This window comes from Cupriavidus sp. GW823-FHT07B10 (genome assembly GCF_058794355.1).
Genome location: NZ_JBXAGS010000026.1, coordinates 65,169 through 83,728, shown reverse-complemented (window position 1 = coordinate 83,728; position 18,560 = coordinate 65,169). Strand labels below are relative to the sequence as shown.

The window sequence follows — 18,560 nt, the reverse complement described above, 5'->3', positions numbered from 1 at the left end:
AGGGGTGTTGGGGGGAGGGAGCCACCTATCTAGCCCTAACTATGTATGAATAGCTGGGGGGAATAACAGCATGGGGTGGATGGTGTTGGAGCGCTGGGGCAACTGACCAGCAAGCAGCGCGCGGTGATCAAGCGGCTGGAAGCAATCGCCGCGGAGGGCAAGCAGGCCATCTTGTTTGCCGAAAACCCGGGCGTGATCGACCTCATCGCCAGCCAGTTGAAGGCGAAGGGGGTTGAGACGGTGCCGTTTCACGGCGGGATTCCGATTGCGAAGCGCGTGGCCGACAAGGACAAGCGCTTCGTGGGCGGCAATGCCACGGGCCTCCTGTGTACCAAGGCGTCGGGCCGGGCGGGCTACAACCTGCCCAATGCCGACTACGTCCTCTTCTACGACCGCTCGTGGACGTGGCGCATCGAGTACCAGGCGATGCGGCGCGCGCTGCGCTGGAACCGGAAGGGGCAGTTGAAGGTGGTCTACTTCCATCTGCCAGGAAGCCTGGATATTTACCAGGACCAGATGGTGGCGCACAAGCGGGACGCCATGGAGGCGGGCCTGGACTGGGCAACGCCGGAGCTGGAAGACGAGGCGTTCTTGCACATGGACACACTGTTGGACGAATTTGTAGACGATCTCGCCAAGCTGCACGGCCGCAAGGCCCGGGATCAACGTGAACTGCTCAAGGAGGCCGCATGAAAGCGACGGAGTGCAGCATCAGCATTGGCGAAGGGGTAGCAACGATCAAGCGACGCGGCACGCGTGGCACGACCGTTGCCCACATTCTTGGCACGATCGAGGCGGATGGATTGGAAGTTGTCTGCCTCGATCGTCTCGTTCACGGAATTTTTGAGAGCGAGATGGACGGCTGGCAGGTTAGCGGTGCTGTGACCAGCGTGCTGGCCAGGCCGATCGGGCCCACTCCAGCGAAAGACAGTCGAAATTGACGACCTTTCGGGGGATGCCTCGGGCTCGAACCACTTTATGATCAATTCCGTAGCGTGCCCCGCTACGGAATTGCCTCTCAAGATGTACCCGTTCCCTCAGGCCCTCACTCGTTGGGGGCCATTTTTTTTGCCATTGCGGGTTGCATTGAGGACCCTTCAAGCGAGGGTCTTGTGCGGCACGCCGCGTCGATGCTGCCCGTTCCGCCGCGCCTTTTGCACGGCCGTTGTCGACTCAGGGCTTTCGACTCAACGGAAACCCCGTTGGCCGTAGCAGGTGCCAGAAAACTAAGTAAATGGCGAGAGGCACAGCAGCTATGTAGAGAAATCCGAGCCTATTGAAGGCAGCGGCAGATGCAATGCCGCAGGTAGTCCCTGCAATAGGCCAAAGCCAATGACAACGGCGGTTCTGAATCCAACGAACAGTCATGACGCCAAGCGATACCCAGGCTAGAAGCGGCGCTACCCCCAGCCAATTTGCACGGCTGGGTCCAACTCCAGTCGAAATGGCCAGCATGAGCGACGCAAGAACGGCGATGGATGCTCCGCTCCAAGATGCAATAGCGGCGGCTACACGTGTGCCATTAACTGGTGACGATGTCGTTTGGGGCCGCATCTTGTCTCCTACGGCGATATCGGCAGTATGGTCGATTCTGGGCCTCGCAACTTGCTCGCACGCACGAATGCCTCCTTTGCCCTGACATACGAAGGTCCATCCATGGCCGGTCTCTGCCGGCCGTTCACGGGCAAGCTGTGGCTGGCTCTGACCGACCCGTTTGTCTCGCTCCAAAGCGGCCATTCGACACGAAATCTTTAACGCGGGCTACCCGTGAAGCCAACAACAACGCGCAGCGTTGTATCGCCGCTCTTGCTTACGCGTAGGGTCACGACAAGTCTTGACCAATCATCATTCGATGCCCATCCGGCGTGCCTACAAGAAACTCCCGCATGCCGTGTGGTTTGTCGGTCGGAGGTTGCAGGATAATGGCGCCGCGACCGACGAGTTCTTCATGAAGTGCGTCGGCGTTCGCCACTTTGAGGTAGCCGAAGTAACTGTGGTCACCGGTTGCCGAAGGTAACATTGCATCGGGGCAATGGCCAATCATGACGCGCACACCCCCTCTCGTGGCTAATTGCCAACCTATGCCGTTGGGCCAGTCCAGCCTAAAACCCAGCGCGTCCCGAAAGTACGAGGCACTGGCTTCGAGATCTGGCACCGCGAGAACGAAAGAAAAAGAACTAAGATCGGTAAGCGCTTCAGCCATCGCGTCACTCCCTTCAAAGAAAGGTCGGCCTAGAGCGGCCTCCCGATTGTCAGGGATTCTACTCTCCGCCTCGAATGGCCCTTCCAGCCGGGAAGCCCCCGATCGATCGGGGGCCCGACAGTCTGGCGGTGACAGGCTGTAGCCGACCCTACTCGGTCATCCAGCGGTCTCAGCAGTGATGACCGGTATCGTTGACGCCGGGCGGCCGGGCGGCCATGCGCACCTCGGCGCGACTTCTTCAGCGCTCGAATTATTCCGAAGGCTGGTCCTTAGGGTCCCTTGAATACAGTTGCAAGTAGGCAGCCTTGCCAGAGCTTCGAGCAGCCGGTCTACATCCTTTGAACCAGACCCACACTCGCTGGCCTCGAACGAAGTCACTTGGCTCGTAGTCGCCACCGAATGCCGAGTAGAGTTGCGTGTCGCTGTCGTAGAAGACGCGGACGAGGTTACGTCCTTTCATCGGTTGGACATCCACGAAATCCTTTCCGACGTGCTTAATCTTGCCGGTGAGATTGGCAGCAGATGGCACAAAGTCGCCTCCGTCCGGCACCGGCAAAGTGCATTTGGAGGTCGAGCCCGTCGGCTGGGTCCAAGTCGGTAAGGAAAAAGTGAGCCCGAGTAGTAGCAGGGCCATTGCCGCCGGAAGATTTCTCCGGGCCTCTGCTCGTTGTAGGTTTCGCAAGTCCCTACGCACTATCTCTTTCCTGTGATGCTCCGATATATAGACCACTCCGGGTCCTGTTCCAGCGAAATGGCGATGGGCAAGCGCGGCTTGCCCTCGAGAGCCGTGTTGAGGACGCGCATGAACACATCGTGCGAACCGGCAAAGTAGTACCACTCGACTTTCCCTTCGCCGGTAACCACGGCGGCAAGTACGCCAGCTCGCTCGCTTTCTTCAGCCGCCTGCAGTCCGTCCTCGAACGTGTAGTGAAGCAGAGATTCGCTCTTGGTTGGCATGCCGGACTGACTGGCGTTCGGCCAGGAAATCACGACAAGTGCTCCGAAGGATGGCCTTTTAACCCAGCTAGGCAACTCGTCCCGATAGCGAATAATGCGACGAACGTTCCCTGCCGAGTCCTTGGCAATGGCGACCTTCCACGCCTTCTCGTCCTGACTAGCGTGTGAAAATGAAGCGACTGCTGCAGTGGCAGTGGCTACGAACCATTTTAAGAAGCGCATCCGAATTTGCGGAATCGTTTTTGGCCAAGCGCGCCGCAGCGTTTTCGCCGGCATCCTGAAGGCCTTTGATTTTGGGCGTTGCAGGTGGGATCGAGATGAAATGTATCAAAAATGCGAGAGCGTGCGCTTTGCGGCAACGAGGGGTGTGGGAGCCGCACAACAGGGGACGACGTTGAAATTCCAGCGGTCGGGGGACAGAAAGAATAGCCACCTGTTTTGGCGGTTTGACCGACCGGTTGAATCGGCACTCCGAAGCGGACATAGCCGGCACGGTTGTCTAAAGGCTGTTCCTGGCCGGTCTCGGTCGGATGTTCCCGACCCTGGAGAGGCTGTGTCAATGCGACCCGCGCGCGGCGAAGAGCAGTGATGACCCGGATTTTGGGCCATCGAATCTTGCCCGCTGATACGAAATTCGGGTATCCTCACACCACATTTCGCGTCTCGGACGCATCGACCCCGCACCTTTCGGTGCCAGTTTCTGCAGTATGGTGGCCGCCGGCTTAGCCTGGTAGTCCATCCTTCCACCCCATCGGGAACCACGTTCCCGGTGCGGCAACGGGTTCCCATTCCGTCTCGGAGAACCCAAAAATGCAAAACCCCACCATTGTCATTGGCAAGATCCGTCCTGGCCGTAACCCGCGCAAGTACTTCGATCCTGCCCAGATGGCTGAACTGACCGAATCCATTCGCGTGGACGGTATCCTTCAGCCGATTCTGATCCGTCCCGTTGAGGACGATCAGAATGGGCATGAGTATGAAGTGGTTGCCGGTGAACGCCGCTATCGCGCCGCACTGGCCGCGCATGGCGAGGGATACCATATCCCCGTCACGCTCAAGGTGATCACCGACGCCGAAGCCGACCGCATGGCGTTGATCGAGAACGTACAGCGTGCCGACATGGCGCCTTCCGAGGAGGCCGTGGCAGCATCGAGGATCGTAGGCCAGTTGCAGGGCGACCGCGACGAAGCGGCCCGCCTCCTTGGCTGGTCGCGCTCGACGCTGGACAAGCGCCTGGCGCTCATGAACTGCAGCGAACCGGTGCTGAACGCGCTCAACACGCGTGTCATCCAGCTCGGCCACGCCGAATTGCTTGCGACGCTCGCCAAGGCCACGCAGGACAAGCTCCTGCCGGTCATCGTGAGCGAGAAGAAATCCGTGTCCGAACTGAAGAAGACTATCGAGGCCGCCGCGTGCAGCCTGGAGAAGGCCATCTTCGACAAGGCGCAATGCGTAAGCTGCCAGCACAACTCCTCGTTGCAAACGGAGATGTTCAGCGAGGCAATTGCTACCGGCAACTGCACCAACCGCGCCTGCTATACCGAGAAGACCGATCGGAAGCTCGAAAGCATCAGCTACGGGCTCAAGGACGAGTACCAGGTCATTCGCATCGTACGCACCGGCGACAACCACACCCGCATCCAGCTTCAGGTCGATGGACCGACTGGGGTGGGGGAGGAGCAGGCCAAGGCTTGCCATGCCTGCGAGAACTTCGGTGCGGCCGTCAGTGGCCTGCCCGATTCACTGGGCAAGGTCTACAGTGGCCAGTGCTTCGACACAGTCTGCAACCAGCGGAAGGTGGCGGAGCGCCTGAAGGCGGAGCGCGACGCGAAAGCGGCGGCGCAAAAGCCGGCAGGGGCCCCAGCCGGTTCCGGCAAGCCCGCGACTGCGAAGGGTGGGGACAAGTCATCGGCGCCCGCCGAGAAGCCCGTCACGTCGATCAGCGAGTCGGAGAAGGTCAAGAACTACCGGACCGATCTCTGGCGCAAGGCGCTGCGCAAGGAAGTCGCGCAGAATGCCGACCAGGCCAACGCCTACCTGATCTCGATCGCCCTCAACGGCCTCGCACGCAACATCGGCGGGGACAAGATGGGCAAATTCTTCGAGAAGCTGACGGAGCAGAAGGCGTCTTCGACGCTGCAAGGCTGCCTGACGGCGGTGCATGCGCTGGACGCTGGCAAGCGCCAGCAGCTGACCATTGCGTTGACGGTCGCGGCAATCGACGGCATGGAGGTGTCAAACCTCAAGGAACTGTGCCGCTACCACAAGCTAGATCTGCGCGTGCACTGGAACCTGCAGAAGTCGCAGGACTTCCTGGAGATGCTCACCAAGTCCGAGATGAAGGTTCTCGCGGACGAGTTGGGCATTCGCAAGGCGCTGGGCGATAGCTTTGCCAAGTTGTTCAACAAGCCGAAGCCCGAAGTCATTGCCGGCCTGCTGGCTGTCGATGGCTTTGACTACACCGGCAAGGTGCCCAAGGTCCTGGGCGTCTGATCCCTGCCTCATTCCATTTCCCCAAAAGGATTCACCATGTTCACTGAATTGGTTCCGCTCGTTCGCGCGAGCGAGAAGGTCGTTGTTACGCTTTCCATGCAGGGCGATGTCATGTCCGTTGTCGTGCTGCCAGTCATCAAGAATGCCGCGGATGCCGCACTGACTTCGCCTCTGGTGCTGTCGGCTACGCCCGCGGAACTGGATGCGGAGTTCGCGGCTGCCGTCCTGAGTGTGAGCGAGTCGCATCGCTCGCTGGCAGAGCAGGCCGAGGCAACGAAGTCGATTCTCGATGCCGCCAAGTCCACGCAATCGTCCAAGGCGACGAAGGCGCTGGCCAAGGCCGCATCGCCATCGGCGTCGGAAACGGCAAGCGGGTCGGACGATGATAACGAAGCAGGCGATGCCGAAGCCCGTGATGCCACGCAGACCGAGGCGGACGCCAAGGTGAGTGCGCCGGCCTCGGCCGGCACGGATCTGGCGTCCCTGCTCTAAGGAGACCGACATGGCACTCGAAATCAAGAAGTTGCTGCGCCAGTTCTCCTACAACGGCATGACCCTTGTGGACCCTGGTCCGGCGTTCACGCCAGAGCAGGTGCGCGACATCTATTCGGCCCAGTATCCCGAGCTGACCACCGCCTCAGTGGATGGTCCGGAGGTCAAGGGCGACGTCGCGAGCTTCACCTTCGTCCGCGCCGCCGGCGCCAAGGGCGCGTATGCGCAAATCTGACCTGATGAAAGCACTGGCCACCGGCCAGTTCGCTACCACTACGGAGCCGCCCGAAAGGGCGGTTTTTTTACATTCTGAGGAGAATCAACAATGCTGTTCGATCCTCGGTCGTTTGTTCCAGAGCTCGATGCAGGACAACCCTCATGGACGCCTGCGCGACAGCATCCCATTGCCCGACGTCGACCTGCCCATGATTTTCTGACGCTGCCGGCCATCGCTGCTGGGGTTCCGAATAGCGCTCTGCTCACCTTCGGGGATGAGGTCGATGTGATGGACCTTGTCTGTGCACAGTTCGCCACCGGCGTACTGCGTGCGAGCGATGTATCGAACCCAACGGGCGCAGGCGATGCGTTCGCCCAAGCCATGTTTGCGTGGCTGCGCGCCCGCACCACGGAGTGCAAGCGACTGAGCTTCAGCTTCTCGCTGATCGACATCGGCGCTGCCAAGGATCAGTTGATGCAATTCGGCTGGGAAGACGAGATCGAGGCGCCGCTGTATCTCGCCATCGACATGCCCGGCGACGACGTCTACTTCATCGGTGAAGCGCGAGCGAGCGCACTGCGAGCGGTACACCCGCATCTTCTCTACACCGCGATGTCGCTGATCAATACGGCAAGCGCAAAGTCGCTCTTCCTGCGCACCCCTGAAACCCTGCTCGACTTGTTCGCACGGTGGCACTGGGAGTACGACAGCACCCTGGCCGACGACAAGAACGCCAGGGAGTTCCTTGCCGAGAGTTGTGGCATGGATGAAGGCGACATCGAGCGATACCTGCCGTCTGCGGTGAGGCCGGAACTCGCACCGGATGACGTATTGCCGCCGGCCTGCCACGGCTATCCCGCGTCGAGCAAGCTACGAGCATTCGGAAGCAGGAAGCTCTATGAACTGTCTCGCGCCCACGATGGTTGGGTGAAAGACCTGTGCGTCGCGCTGGCCGAACTGAACCTGACCCTGAAGAGACAAGGCGACAGATCAGCCGTTGCAGGATCACAGTGGGCGGAGCCGGCATATTCTGCGGCCACGCTTGCCTATATGCAGTCTGACTACGTCACGCAGGTCCTCGACGATCTCTATGACGGTCTCAATAGCAGCGGCGACGCGACCATGTTCCAGTGCTTCATCCCCATTGCGAGCGAGCCTGTGGCGATCCGGCAGCAGTTCAGAGACCTGGACGGCATGCTGAAGACCATCTCGGCGCTCGATCGCGTTCTCACACTTATTTCTGACTAGGAGGGCCACATGGCCGAAATCCTGACCGCTACGCGGTCGCACGACGTGGCGCTTCAAGGCGCCATTTTGCTTTATGGGCAGGGGCCAGGGCAGTTCTCCTATGCCACAGCCCATCGCATCGAGCCGGATGATTCCAGGCACCCCGTCATTGGCGCCGGCACGCCGCTGAACCGCATGGCGTTGATCCACGCAGTCCGTGAAGTGGCGGAGGCCTCGCTCCCCAAGGGCGAGTTCCTCACGCCCAACGTGCTGTCGATCAGCGCCAGTGCGGTGACATGGTGGTGTCCGGCGGCGCAGCGCCGCGTGTTCTTCGACTGCAAGGAGTTCGGCAAGCGTAGCGCGGTGGTGCCACACCCCGCGCTTGTGTTCCAGGCATCGCAGTCCGGGTTCCGGGTCTTCGCCCTGAGAGGGGACGAGCGTCCGGTACCGGCCAGCGAGCTTTGCGAGCCGCCTTACTTCAACACCTGGGACCACGGGAAGATCTGCATCGGCTCAGCCCATGTGCCCAAGCAGATTGACGTGGCATCCATTGCAGGCTGGGAAGCCGGGTTCTTCAATTCGGCCTTCACCCATCCCAACCATGGCGGCAAACGCGTGACATATGAGCGCGGCGCCTATGCCTTCTGGAAGGACATGCTTGACGGGAAGTTTCCCGACTACCCCAAGCAGGTCCTCGTTCCCATGAAACTCAAGCTGGCCGATCTGATCGCCGGCAAACTGGACAAAGCATCATGAATCCTGCTGACGCTGCCCTGCAGCAATCGTTTCCTTCTGTGATGGTGCCGCGCTTCGGAGCGCTCGCACCCATGGAACGGCCCGGCGAGCGCCTGCTCATCGCGGCCAACGGCGTGTTCCTTGAGATCGTCCGGCCCTGGCTGCGCGTCGTTCGCCATCTCGGCGCTTTCCAGCATCGCACCGCGATTCCATACGGCGAGGCGGCGGAAGCCACCGAGTTACGCTGCGGCCGCATTCCGGCGAGCCTTATCGGCGAGTTCGCCATGATGGCGCGCGCCGCACACCCCAAGGAAACTGGCGGGTGGGTGGTCTGGAATGCTGCAACCGCGGCGTTTCGGCTGGTCTCCGTGCGGATTCTGGAGCATAGCGGTGGTCATCTGAAGTACGACCGTCCCGCGCTCGCGAATGATGAGGCGCTGGTAGTCGACTGTCACTCGCACGGTCGGCATACCGCGAAGTTCTCGCCGACGGACAATGAAGACGACCGCCACGACGTGAAGTTTGCGTTCGTGATGGGCAACTGCGATGCGCCAACGCCTTCGATGGCACTGCGGCTCTGTGCGAAAGGCATTTTCGAGCAGGTGGAGAAGGTCCCAGCAGACTGGTACGCCGCGGCACGCGAGGAGGTGCTGGCATGACCTTCGAGCATTGCATTCCCGCGAGCATGACGGCGCGTGCATGGAAGGTGGCAGTGGTTGGTGCCGGCGGCACCGGCAGCGCCTTGCTACCCAATCTGGCGCGGCTGCATCACGCCATGCTGGAGCTGGGCCACCCGGGCGGCATCGATTGCACGGTCTACGATGACGACACCGTCAGCGAGACCAATATCGGTCGTCAGGGCTTCTATCCCGTCGATGTGGGCCAGCACAAGGCCACGCTGATCGTGAACCGGCTGAACAGCCTGATGGGGACGCGCTGGGAAGGACAGACTCGTCGGATCGGCCGAGGCGATCGCTTCAACTGCGACATGGTGATTGGCTGCGTCGATACGCGGGCCGCCCGCAAGGCGATCCTTGGCGCGATGCAGCGCGGCACAGGTGGCTACTATCTCGATTGCGGCAACGAGTCGGACAGTGGTCAAGTGATTCTCGGCCAAGTGCGCGGCAAGGCGGCGCAGCGCTTGCCCCATGTCGGCGACCTGTTCCCCGAGCTGCTAAACCCGAAAGGGGACAAGGCCGACACTGCGCCGTCCTGTTCGATGGCAGAGGCGCTGCAAAAGCAGTCGCTGGTCATCAACCAGGCGATCGCGGTGCAGGCCTACAACCTGCTCTGGACGCTGTTTCGCACGGGCACGCTGAAGTACTGCGGCGCGTTCGTGAACCTGGCAGTGGGACGTATGAATCCTCTGCCGGTAGACCCGCAGGCCTGGGCGCGATTCGGGTATCACCTGCCCGAGCCGAAGCAGCGCGCGAGCCGCGCCTCTCGCCAGGCCGCTTGAACCCGCCATCCCCGAAGTTTTGGGGATGGCATTTTTCATTTTATGGGGTTCATGGCAGCGGCGCCACGTGACGCTCGACCCCACCAGTCATCGACCCGCCGGGGCACAGCCCAGGTGGCTCTCTTCCGGACGAATCGGAGTACACCACATGCAAGACCTTCATGCCTTTGCCCCCCTCGAATACCGACCCGTTAGGGTAGCTGCCGACTGGCTGCCAGACGACTTCACCGTTGATGCCTACTGGAACGGTGTCGGTTGGAACGGCTTCGTGGTGCCATTGTTCACGCTGGCATCTGCGCAGCAATTATGCAAATCGATGCCAACCCTTGAGTTTGTAGCGAGGGACTCATCATTCCTGCTCTCCGATGAGTATGGTGCAGTCTCCATACAGGGAAGGCCGTATCGCGTTGGCGGGGCATCACTGGTTCTGTATGCGATTGGCGACAGTTGGTGTTGGCGTCGCGCCGAATCCAGCTGACTGGAAGGCGATACGGCGCCGTCTGCGCTGAGTTGAATCGGCTCCACAAATGCGCTCGACGCTGCTAACATAGCCGCACCTACCGCGTCTCCGACGCATCGACACTTCCGGTTGTATAGCCGGACATCTCTTTTCTCCCACCTACGGGCCTTCCTGCCCGTAGGCATGTTGGCCCCATTTTCGTTGAGGCCATCATGATCAAGCGTTTCTTCCTGCTGTTCCTTTGCTGCGCCGTTTTCACCGGCTGCGCTGCTCAGCCGACTTCGCCTAATACCTACCGGGCGACTGAAGCGCTGCGCACGAGTAGCGCTGAAGCTGTCACCGTCGTCAGGGTTCGTCCTGTCGCGATTGTCGACAGGGACGGCGTTATGTCGGCCCACACTGGCGTACCCGGTGTTCTCGGGGCCGTCGTTGGCGCAGTGCTTGGCGCACGCATCATCGGCGATGGCAATGGCCGTTACCTGGCCGGAGCCCTGTCGGGCACCGTCTCGGCGGTCATCGCACAGACGGCGGCGAACCAGTTGAGCCGCCGCGATGGCGTGGAAGTCATTGTCCGCACGGACGGTGGCCACCAAGTCGTCGTTACCCAGGATGCGGATCAGCAGTTCGTCTCTGGCGAGCGACTGTATCTCGTCTCGGGTGCCGGCGGCTACCGCCTCACTCGCTAACGGTCTCCGGTTCGAAGGCCCATTTTATTCAACTTCCCCGCGCGGCGTCCCCGTGCGGGGCTCCCCGCGTCCATCGGAGCATTCCATGCCCGCATTAGCAGACGTACCATTGAAATTCGCGCTCGTTCTCACGGAGGGCAGGACCGTTGCCGAAGTGGTGCGACAACTCGAAGACGGACTTCGTGGTACCGAGTTGGAGCCCGAGTGGCTGAATGCCGCCAACTTCCCCAACGATGACAACGAAGCCATGTTTGGGCCCAAGACGAGTCGGCTATGGCCGGTTCTGGGCGCTCGCGAGCGGTTCGCCGTGTCCATGCATCGCGGCCAGTCGGAGGGCTGGATTGTATGCGTTGACCGTATTGGCTGTGCCGGCGAGGCGCCTCGCATGGTAGCTACGGTGCAGAAGCTGATCACTGCCAAGACGCTTTCGCAACGTCATGGCTGGCAACTCGTCCTCGCCATCACAAGGATGCTCGACGTAGCCTGATCTCAATTGACAAGCCCGAGAGGGCTTACCGAAACCTTGAGGCTTCGGCAAGCCGCTTTCCCCCGCGTCATCGACGCATCGACCCATGTCCGGCATAGGCCGGATCACCAACCCAGCTGGGACACTCGTCCCACAGGGAAGGGATGTCCCGTCTTGATCCAAGGACCTCCATGAAACTTCCCAAATCCTTTACCCGTTGGCATCAACCGACCAATCCGGCAGCGTGCCAGGCAATCCGCCGGGATGCTTGCCGAATCTTGCGCCGTTTCGCAGGTGACATGGCGTTGAGCCCGCGTGACTTCACGATCCGGGAGCACCGCCAGCGTCGCCGTGACGTTGACGTGTTCGCTTTGCATACCGATTCACTACTGGTGGAAATCCAGCACCCGGCAGGCGCCGAAGGTGGCGTGCTCATGTCCTACCGGACATGCCGCGGCCGCAACGATCTGACCGGCGGCCGTGACAATGTCGTCAGCGTTGAATCGCTGGCCAGCGACCAAGGCTATGCCGAATTGGTCTCCACGCTCCGCGTGGTGGCCGGGCGGCGTGGTTGAGGGGAGCAAGGCATGAGTCGGCTGATTAAGGTCACCTTCACCTCGACTTCGGGAGAGGAAACCACGGGCTTTGCGACCCTGCACAAGGACGAGATCGTTGAATTGCCCAAGCGTATGGCATTGCGCGTCTCGGCTGCTGTGGACGCCGGCGAGGGGTATGCCATCGTCGCGCAGTACAAGGGCGAAGCAGTTCCTATGCTCCACGTCGCCGATGCGAGCTACCGATTGGACATGCAGCACGCCATCAGCGAGCCGTGGTCCAAGCGTATTGCGGAAGCATTTCGCGATCCAACAAAGGATCAGTTGCAGGCCTATGGCCGATACTGTCACACGTTGTCCGCCGCCGCACTGGTGGGCTTCGTCGGTTACGCGGCGGGCCGGTCGGTCTGGTCCGGGACGGAGATCCTCAACTGTCTATGCCTCGCCGTGGCCGCTGGGGTACTATTGGCCGTCGGCGCTGCATTTTTGAAAGGAGAAAAGTGATGTTTGGTCCATTCGTACTGGTGGTCGGATTGGGCATTGCTGGCTTTTTCCTTTGGGTTCTTCGCAACGCAGACCGCGCGCGCAGGCTCAGGGAACTGGATCGCAACGGCTGACCGCCGTCGCCGCCAGCCGGGCCCACCCAATTTCAGGAGCCGATTCGTCGGCTCACCGTTTAAACGCACCCCTGTGGTGCGTTTTTTATTTTCCACACCCAAACGGGCGTCGTCCCGTTGGGCGACTCCCACGAAGCAGGAGTTGCCCCATGAACGAAGCCATCTTCGGCGCTGGCTTAGCCAGCTACCCCGCCGGCGTGCTGCTGCACCCCAGTGTCTATTCCACCAACCTACGCGCGGCGTTCTCACTCGTCTGCGCTGACAACGGTATGCCCTACGGGGCGCTGTCGGTGAACGTGCCGGACGCCGATCTTGCCGAGGACGAGATTCTCGCCTCGGCGGACTGGAACCTGCCGGCCGAGCTCAAGGCCGCCTTGCTGGGCACCGGCAAGTTCGTTCAGACCGGCCGGTCGAACCAGGTCGGCCTCGGCCGGGGCGAAATCTGGCGTATCGCGGATCCTGACCTGCTGTCGCAGGTTGCTGCCGCACGCGTGGTCGCTTGCCGAACCAAGCCGGTGCGCCGCGCAGCTGCGCTCGCCTAATTTCCTCCTTTCAACCCTTTCGGGGCATGTCCCCCGAAAGGGGCGTGCTCCGCCCTCGGAGCCAAGCATGTACGTTGTTCACATCGGCCAGCAGGCCGAGAATCGCACGACGCTCGCCGGCGTGCTGCAGCTTCTCAACGAGATTCGCGATGGCCGCGCGCTGCCGCGCATCGAAGACATTTCCGTGCGTCACATCGAGCGCGGGGCGATCCCGGTAGTGCGCCTTGCGTCCGGCAACATTGCGGTGCGCCCGACGGGCACCCGGCGCGCCATTCTGACGATGATCCTCGACGAGGTGGATCGCTTCATTGTGCGCGTAGGTGGAAAAATCCTGCGCCCGCACGAAATGAGCCGCGCATCCTGGGGCGCCGTGGTGGCCGCTGGCCGGTTGGCTTACTTCCCCGCCGAAGCCATCGACATGTCCCAGGCCGATGCGGGACCGCTCTTCCAGACCGCAGACCTTTTCGAGGAGCAGGGAGCGCTCGACATCGCTGAGTTTGTTTGTGGCGAGTTCGTGCGCCGTTTCGGCTACGGCACTAACGGGCCGTTGTATGCCCCGGATGCGAGCCCCAATGTCCGCCATGAGGTGCACGTTGCCTATGCGCTGATGCGTGGCGAGAAGGTTCGGGATTGCATCGTCAATACCTACCGCGACAACCCGCACCACGGCCGCCATGACCTCTGGATGAAGCCGCTGATTGAGGTACCCGCGCTACGGGGCGCCCTGTCGGCGAGCGTGTTGCAGGCGCTTTGCCGGACCATGCGTGCCGAGAAGCTTGCGATCACGCCCCACAATGTCGGCAAGCTGCTCGCCGCCCTCCGGCATGTGCCGCGCGACGCCTGTGACGTGGAGGTCGACGACGCCCTGTTGGTGGCTGGCATCCTGCCACCGCGGACGGTCCCGACGCCCAAGTCGCCGACGGCAGAGAACGCGCAGCCGGCGACGAGCCTGGCTGCGCGGATTCACGCGCTGATCAGCCAACGGCAGTTTGAGGAGAGCATGGACAAGGCCAGGGCCGAGCGGGAAGCGCGGAGAATCAGCCAACGAGAGTTCGATCGCCAGGCCTGTGCCGCTGCAGCTTACCGCGCAGCCTATGGCTATAAGTGGCCGAACCGCGTTGCGCTCGCAGTCATGCAGCGCAATGTGGCGGCGGTCCTGCAGATCTTTGACGGGCCGAAGGACTGGAACACGGATTCGAAGCGCGCCCTGCGTGATGAAATTGGTGTCGACGTTCTCCAATGCCCAGCGATGACCCGCCGCCGCCGGCTGTTTGAGTTGTGTGGATTCTCGGAAGCCGAACAGGCCGAATGGGAGGCCCACGAGGCCATCGAGAAAGCGCAGAAGCGTGCCGAGCGTGAACTGGCGGATGCAATGTGCCAGGCGGAGGCGGCCAAGTACCGTCTCGAAACCGGCCAGGTGATGAGCGGGCGCGAGTATGTTGACTTCTGCATTGACGCGGGCTTCTCCCAGCTCATCGATGAGCCACGCGGTAGCGCCCGACGCTACTTGATCCATGATCCCGTGAAGCGGGCTTCCCGACCGCTGCGCGCCAAGGACGGAACGCTCGACTATGCGCGCGCTCGCCTGGCGCGGGTCGCCGTGCCCCTAGCGCTCGCCGCATGATTGTTTTGTCCCCCGGCCACGCGGCCGGGGGCGTCTTCTTCAAATCACGCGTGGATATGCTGAGCATTCGAGTGCATGCGAGCGCGACGACTGCGTTAGCCTTTGCACTACACACAAAGCTCTGTTCGCACTGAAGCATTTCAGTCCCAACAGAGTTTTACCCGCGTCTGCGACGCATCGACTAAGCCGGCCTGCCGGCCATCCATTGCAACTCCCCACAGGGACGATCCCTGTGGGGGCGTCTCTTGTGGGCCTCACCCCTTGCCCACATGCACCTCCAACCTTTGCTGTAGCCGTGATGGCGCGTCGCCCCGGCCCCGCTTTGCGCGGCCACGGGAAACGCCATGTCTTCCCCCCGCACGCGCGCAATCCTGCTCGCTGCGATTTCTGATCATTCCCATTCCTTTCCTGCGACCGGCCTTGAGGCCGTGCTCGCGCTCTCCCATTCTCAGGAGCAATCCCATGTCTCATCTCGTTCAAACCATGGCTTATGTCGGCGCTACCCCGTGGCACGGCCTGGGCAACCAGCTCGAAAGCAATCAGCCGCTCGAAGTGTGGGCAGACGCCGCCGGCATGAACTGGCGAATCGAGGAAACCGACGTGATGTATCGCGCCGGCTCCCACGATCTCGATCCGCTTCATTCTTTCCCTCAACAGAAGGTGCTGTTCCGCTCGGATACCAAGAAGCCGCTGGCAACGGTGTCGAAGCGGTACCAGGTCGTCCAGCCCTCGGAGATCCTCGACTTCTACCGCGACCTGACAGAGGTCGGTGGATACCAGCTTGAAACGGCAGGTGTGCTCAAGGAGGGTCGCAAGCTCTGGGCGCTCGCGCGCACGGGGCAATCGACCAAGATCGCTGGCGTCGACGAGGTCCGCGGCTACCTGCTGCTGGCCACGGCTTGCGATGGCACCTTGGCCACCACGGCCCAATTCACGTCGGTGCGGGTGGTTTGCAACAACACGCTGCAAATTGCACTTGGCCGCAATCGCGGTGCCGTCAAGGTGCCGCACCGCAGCCAGTTCGACCCGCGCGCCGTCAAGGAAGAGCTGGGCATCGCCATCTCGTCGTGGGATGGCTTCATGGTGCGCATGCACGAACTGGCTGACCGCAAGGTGAGTCAGGTCGAATCGGAACGCTTCTTCCAGCGACTGTTCACGTACCCGTGGACGAAGCCGGATTCTGACGGTCCCGACAAGGTGAACGAGCGCGGCCTGAAGGCTGTGCTCAATCTCTTCGAGGGCAACGGTCGTGGCGCCACGCTGGCATCGGCGGCCGGGACTGCCTGGGGCCTGGTGAACAGCGTCACCGAGTACGTCGATCACCAGCAGCGAGCGCGCAATGCGGGCAATCGGCTGGATTCGGCGTGGTTCGGTGCCGGCGCGGCACTCAAGCAGCGCGCTTGGGACGCCGCAATTGAGCTCATTGCATGACGAGATAGTAATTGTCTAGCCCTAAAGCGAACGACTCTCCATGCCGATGTTTGGCATGGAAGTAGTCGTTTTAGGTCCACCAAAGCCCCGGCTATCGGCCCGGGGCTTTTTTTTTTGCTCGTTGCCAATGATGCTGATTGATTTCTATTCGCGATACCCTCGATGGCTGTTCCGGACCGCTGGCGCGAAGAGACCTGCGCTTCCTGGCCGCAATGTCTGTCGTAACACGATCGGGAGTGAGGGGCAACGAGTCGCGGAGCGACTAATGCAATGGCAGCCAATTGATGTGGCGCATTTCCCCAAGGAGCGCTTTCGTGAACTCTTTGATGAGTGGCAGAGTTTGGTCAGGCAGCAGGCAGTCCAGGTGGAGTATGACGCTTGGATGGACCAGCGATATGTGCAAGGACTCGCATCCTCGGTGACGCTAAAGCGGGGAAGGGTTGTATTCGATCTAGTACATGGGGCCGTGTACGAAGTGCGCGGCAAGGACGGAAGCGGGCGCATCTTCAGAATGCAGTTGGTCAATGACTTTCCGTATGTGTCGTTTCGCGATCCCGCCAGCGGCGTGGACTATCACTGGGTCGCGTTCCCTGACGTTTTCACGCAGGCGGAGCTGATGACGCTGCGACGCATGTACTAAAAAAGCCCGGCGGAATGCCGGGCTTTTTGCTTTCGAAAGAGAGGGTGTGGAACCGAGCTTTTCGAATTCCTGGAAGGAACATGTTCCTCAACTGCTCGCTGGCTCCAACGCTTCGGCGGCAGAGTTAGCGACGGTCACACCCTCCTTTTGTGGGGATGGTGCGTAGCCGACCGACTGGATACGCGTGATGGTGCCGTCCAGCGCGGCATTCGGGCCCAGGCGGATAGTGCCCGCGTAGATGATTCGGCCCTTCACTCTGCCGTTGATCAGCAACGAGGCCCGACCGACGACATCGCCCTCGACCACGCCGTCCACGATGACGTGCTCGCCATCGACGTTGCCGTGCACCACGCCGCCTGCCGCGATATGCAGTAGGCCTCGGGACGCGCCGACATTGCCGGTGACCAGCGCCAGGCAGGTAAAGCCATGGTCCGAAACAATGTCGCCGTGGATGCTCATGCCGGCACGCAGCACGCTGAAGATGGGAGGATTTTCCATGGCGCTCAGAACATCTTGATGTCGGTGGGGGCGTTGGCATGCTGCGACGCAGTGGTTCGCGACGGCGCGGCGCTAATCGGTAGCTGCTGTGCAGTCTTGGCAGTAGCGGGGACGGTTGCTGCCTTCGCCGGCGCAGGTGCAGGAGGCGCAGCGGATCGCTTCACTGTCTCCGCCTTCGGCTCCGCCGGTGATCGCTCCCGCGTTTGCTCTGTAGGCACTGTGACAGATGCTGCGGAGGCCGGCGCCACTACGGGCTCGGCAGATACTGGCGATACAGTGCTTTGGGCCGCTTCCGCTGCGGGAACGCTGTCGCGCTTGCGCGGCCATTCTTGGTCGTCGCCGGCTGGAGTGCGAGCGGAAGCATCGGAAGCGGACTGAAGCGGCTGCACCGGCTCGTTGCTGGCACGCGACTCCCGCTTCCCAATCGATGTGCCAATGGCGAACATGAACGCCGCGGCGGCAACGAAGCCAAGCCCCCACAGCAGCCGGGGATTGACGCGCAACGCGAACGGGAATGGGGGAGTGGATGCCTTTGCTGGGGCGGAGGAAGTGCCGCTATAGCCAAGATGCGGCGCCGTCGACGCGACTCCCGCAGAGATGTCGATTGTGATGGGTGGTTGGACGTATTGAGCATGCAGCTGCTCGATGTCACGCATGTCCATCGGGGGAGCTCCTGTGAGAGGAAATCAGTGTGCCGTCGGGGTCGAACTTGTCGGTATCCGGGATGCACAGTTGGTGGATCGCGGTGATGCGCTTTGCGGCGATCTGAATGGTCGTGGTGCGCTGGTCCGCGGAGATTGACCCGCATTCCTGGCTGTAGAGGGTCTCCACGAAGATCCGGTCGAACTGCATCAGCAATCTGAGCAGCCGGCCGGCGAAGGAATGCGAGACCTTGACCTCTTTCTCCTCATAGAAGAGGGGAATCTCGACCTGATCGGTCTTCGACAGCCAGTTCAGTGCACTGCCATACCAATCTTCCGCGTCGCGGAATGCTTCGTCTAGCGCCTTGACCTTGCCGCCACGCGCCACGACGAACTTGGACGAAGCGTAGTAAAAATGGGCATCCAGGAAGTCGCGCGCGAACTTTGAGCAGTAGGCGTGGAGGGTGGCGGAAGCCGTCGTCGGCGTGAGGCGGCTGAGACGTTCTTCGCTATTATGTCGCTCAATGGGCTTGAGCCCACTGGCAGATATCTTGGGTGGATCTTGTTCGGCCATTTTTTCATGTGTTTCGGACGCTCTCTCAGAGTGAAATTGTCTGA

The 18,560-nt window shown here is 61.4% G+C and carries 22 protein-coding genes and 1 pseudogene; 18 read left to right on the top strand and 5 right to left on the bottom strand.

The window, feature by feature from the left end:
* Positions 1-66: 66 nt before the first annotated feature.
* Together AC1Q6V_RS32455 and AC1Q6V_RS32450 are read left to right on the top strand one after the other, a co-directional pair.
* Positions 67-693, top strand: a pseudogene (locus AC1Q6V_RS32455) (helicase-related protein); the annotation flags it as partial.
* The gene (locus AC1Q6V_RS32450; RefSeq protein ID WP_439673123.1) at positions 690-941 is read left to right on the top strand and encodes a hypothetical protein; all 252 of its coding nucleotides are present in this window, start codon (positions 690-692) and stop codon (positions 939-941) included. The pseudogene AC1Q6V_RS32455 and the gene AC1Q6V_RS32450, both read left to right, overlap by 4 nt.
* Positions 942-1,822: 881 nt before the next feature.
* Here the strand turns inward: AC1Q6V_RS32450 and AC1Q6V_RS32445 are convergent.
* The gene (locus AC1Q6V_RS32445; protein ID WP_439673124.1) at positions 1,823-2,203 is read right to left on the bottom strand and encodes a VOC family protein; all 381 of its coding nucleotides are present in this window, start codon (positions 2,201-2,203) and stop codon (positions 1,823-1,825) included.
* Positions 2,204-2,896: 693 nt separating this feature from the next.
* Positions 2,897-3,436, bottom strand: coding sequence for a DUF695 domain-containing protein (locus tag AC1Q6V_RS32440; RefSeq protein WP_439673125.1), 540 nt, complete (start codon positions 3,434-3,436; stop codon positions 2,897-2,899).
* A 534-nt stretch (positions 3,437-3,970) separates the two neighbouring features.
* Between AC1Q6V_RS32440 and AC1Q6V_RS32435 the strand changes: the two genes are divergently transcribed.
* The 16 genes from AC1Q6V_RS32435 (at position 3,971) to AC1Q6V_RS32360 (ending at position 16,803) form a co-directional block, all read left to right on the top strand.
* Complete coding sequence (locus tag AC1Q6V_RS32435) at positions 3,971-5,653, top strand: PRTRC system ParB family protein (protein WP_492344716.1); 1,683 nt, start codon at positions 3,971-3,973, stop codon at positions 5,651-5,653.
* A 36-nt stretch (positions 5,654-5,689) separates the two neighbouring features.
* Entirely contained in the window at positions 5,690-6,145 is a 456-nt protein-coding gene (locus AC1Q6V_RS32430) for a PRTRC system protein E (RefSeq protein ID WP_439673126.1), read from the top strand.
* A 10-nt stretch (positions 6,146-6,155) separates the two neighbouring features.
* A complete protein-coding gene (locus AC1Q6V_RS32425; protein WP_439673127.1) occupies positions 6,156-6,380 on the top strand; it encodes a PRTRC system protein C in 225 nt (74 codons plus the stop codon).
* 90 nt (positions 6,381-6,470) lie between these two features.
* Positions 6,471-7,610, top strand: a complete 1,140-nt coding sequence (locus AC1Q6V_RS32420) for a PRTRC system protein F (protein ID WP_492344717.1) — start codon at positions 6,471-6,473, stop codon at positions 7,608-7,610.
* Positions 7,611-7,619: 9 nt separating this feature from the next.
* Positions 7,620-8,345 (top strand): PRTRC system protein B, encoded by a 726-nt coding sequence (locus AC1Q6V_RS32415; RefSeq protein WP_492344718.1) that lies wholly within the window; start codon positions 7,620-7,622, stop codon positions 8,343-8,345.
* On the top strand, positions 8,342-8,983 hold the full coding sequence (locus tag AC1Q6V_RS32410; RefSeq protein WP_439673130.1) for a PRTRC system protein A: 642 nt from the start codon (positions 8,342-8,344) through the stop codon (positions 8,981-8,983). Before AC1Q6V_RS32415 ends, AC1Q6V_RS32410 begins: the two co-directional genes overlap by 4 nt.
* On the top strand, positions 8,980-9,783 hold the full coding sequence (locus AC1Q6V_RS32405; RefSeq protein ID WP_439673131.1) for a PRTRC system ThiF family protein: 804 nt from the start codon (positions 8,980-8,982) through the stop codon (positions 9,781-9,783). Before AC1Q6V_RS32410 ends, AC1Q6V_RS32405 begins: the two co-directional genes overlap by 4 nt.
* 148 nt (positions 9,784-9,931) lie before the next feature.
* The gene (locus tag AC1Q6V_RS32400) at positions 9,932-10,261 is read left to right on the top strand and encodes a hypothetical protein (protein WP_492344719.1); all 330 of its coding nucleotides are present in this window, start codon (positions 9,932-9,934) and stop codon (positions 10,259-10,261) included.
* Between the two features lie 194 nt (positions 10,262-10,455).
* Complete coding sequence (locus tag AC1Q6V_RS32395; RefSeq protein ID WP_492344720.1) at positions 10,456-10,929, top strand: outer membrane lipoprotein; 474 nt, start codon at positions 10,456-10,458, stop codon at positions 10,927-10,929.
* Positions 10,930-11,038: 109 nt separating this feature from the next.
* Positions 11,039-11,416, top strand: a complete 378-nt coding sequence (locus AC1Q6V_RS32390) for a hypothetical protein (RefSeq protein WP_492344721.1) — start codon at positions 11,039-11,041, stop codon at positions 11,414-11,416.
* A 170-nt stretch (positions 11,417-11,586) separates the two neighbouring features.
* Positions 11,587-11,970, top strand: coding sequence for a hypothetical protein (locus AC1Q6V_RS32385; RefSeq protein WP_492344722.1), 384 nt, complete (start codon positions 11,587-11,589; stop codon positions 11,968-11,970).
* 12 nt (positions 11,971-11,982) lie between these two features.
* Positions 11,983-12,453, top strand: a complete 471-nt coding sequence (locus AC1Q6V_RS32380) for a hypothetical protein (protein WP_492344723.1) — start codon at positions 11,983-11,985, stop codon at positions 12,451-12,453.
* Between the two features lie 262 nt (positions 12,454-12,715).
* Positions 12,716-13,108 (top strand): hypothetical protein, encoded by a 393-nt coding sequence (locus tag AC1Q6V_RS32375; RefSeq protein ID WP_492344724.1) that lies wholly within the window; start codon positions 12,716-12,718, stop codon positions 13,106-13,108.
* 67 nt (positions 13,109-13,175) lie between these two features.
* A complete protein-coding gene (locus tag AC1Q6V_RS32370; RefSeq protein ID WP_492344725.1) occupies positions 13,176-14,732 on the top strand; it encodes a hypothetical protein in 1,557 nt (518 codons plus the stop codon).
* 462 nt (positions 14,733-15,194) lie between these two features.
* Complete coding sequence (locus AC1Q6V_RS32365; protein ID WP_439673139.1) at positions 15,195-16,163, top strand: DUF932 domain-containing protein; 969 nt, start codon at positions 15,195-15,197, stop codon at positions 16,161-16,163.
* A gap of 265 nt (positions 16,164-16,428) precedes the next feature.
* Positions 16,429-16,803, top strand: coding sequence for a hypothetical protein (locus AC1Q6V_RS32360; protein ID WP_492344726.1), 375 nt, complete (start codon positions 16,429-16,431; stop codon positions 16,801-16,803).
* 87 nt (positions 16,804-16,890) lie between these two features.
* On the opposite strand, the gene AC1Q6V_RS32355 is transcribed toward AC1Q6V_RS32360, so the two are convergent.
* From AC1Q6V_RS32355 to AC1Q6V_RS32345, 3 genes are read right to left on the bottom strand one after another with little or no spacing between them, the layout of a single operon-like run.
* Complete coding sequence (locus AC1Q6V_RS32355) at positions 16,891-17,301, bottom strand: polymer-forming cytoskeletal protein (protein ID WP_439673141.1); 411 nt, start codon at positions 17,299-17,301, stop codon at positions 16,891-16,893.
* A 5-nt stretch (positions 17,302-17,306) separates the two neighbouring features.
* Entirely contained in the window at positions 17,307-17,963 is a 657-nt protein-coding gene (locus AC1Q6V_RS32350; protein WP_439673142.1) for a hypothetical protein, read from the bottom strand.
* Complete coding sequence (locus tag AC1Q6V_RS32345) at positions 17,950-18,516, bottom strand: hypothetical protein (RefSeq protein WP_439673143.1); 567 nt, start codon at positions 18,514-18,516, stop codon at positions 17,950-17,952. Before AC1Q6V_RS32345 ends, AC1Q6V_RS32350 begins: the two co-directional genes overlap by 14 nt.
* Positions 18,517-18,560: the final 44 nt, after the last annotated feature.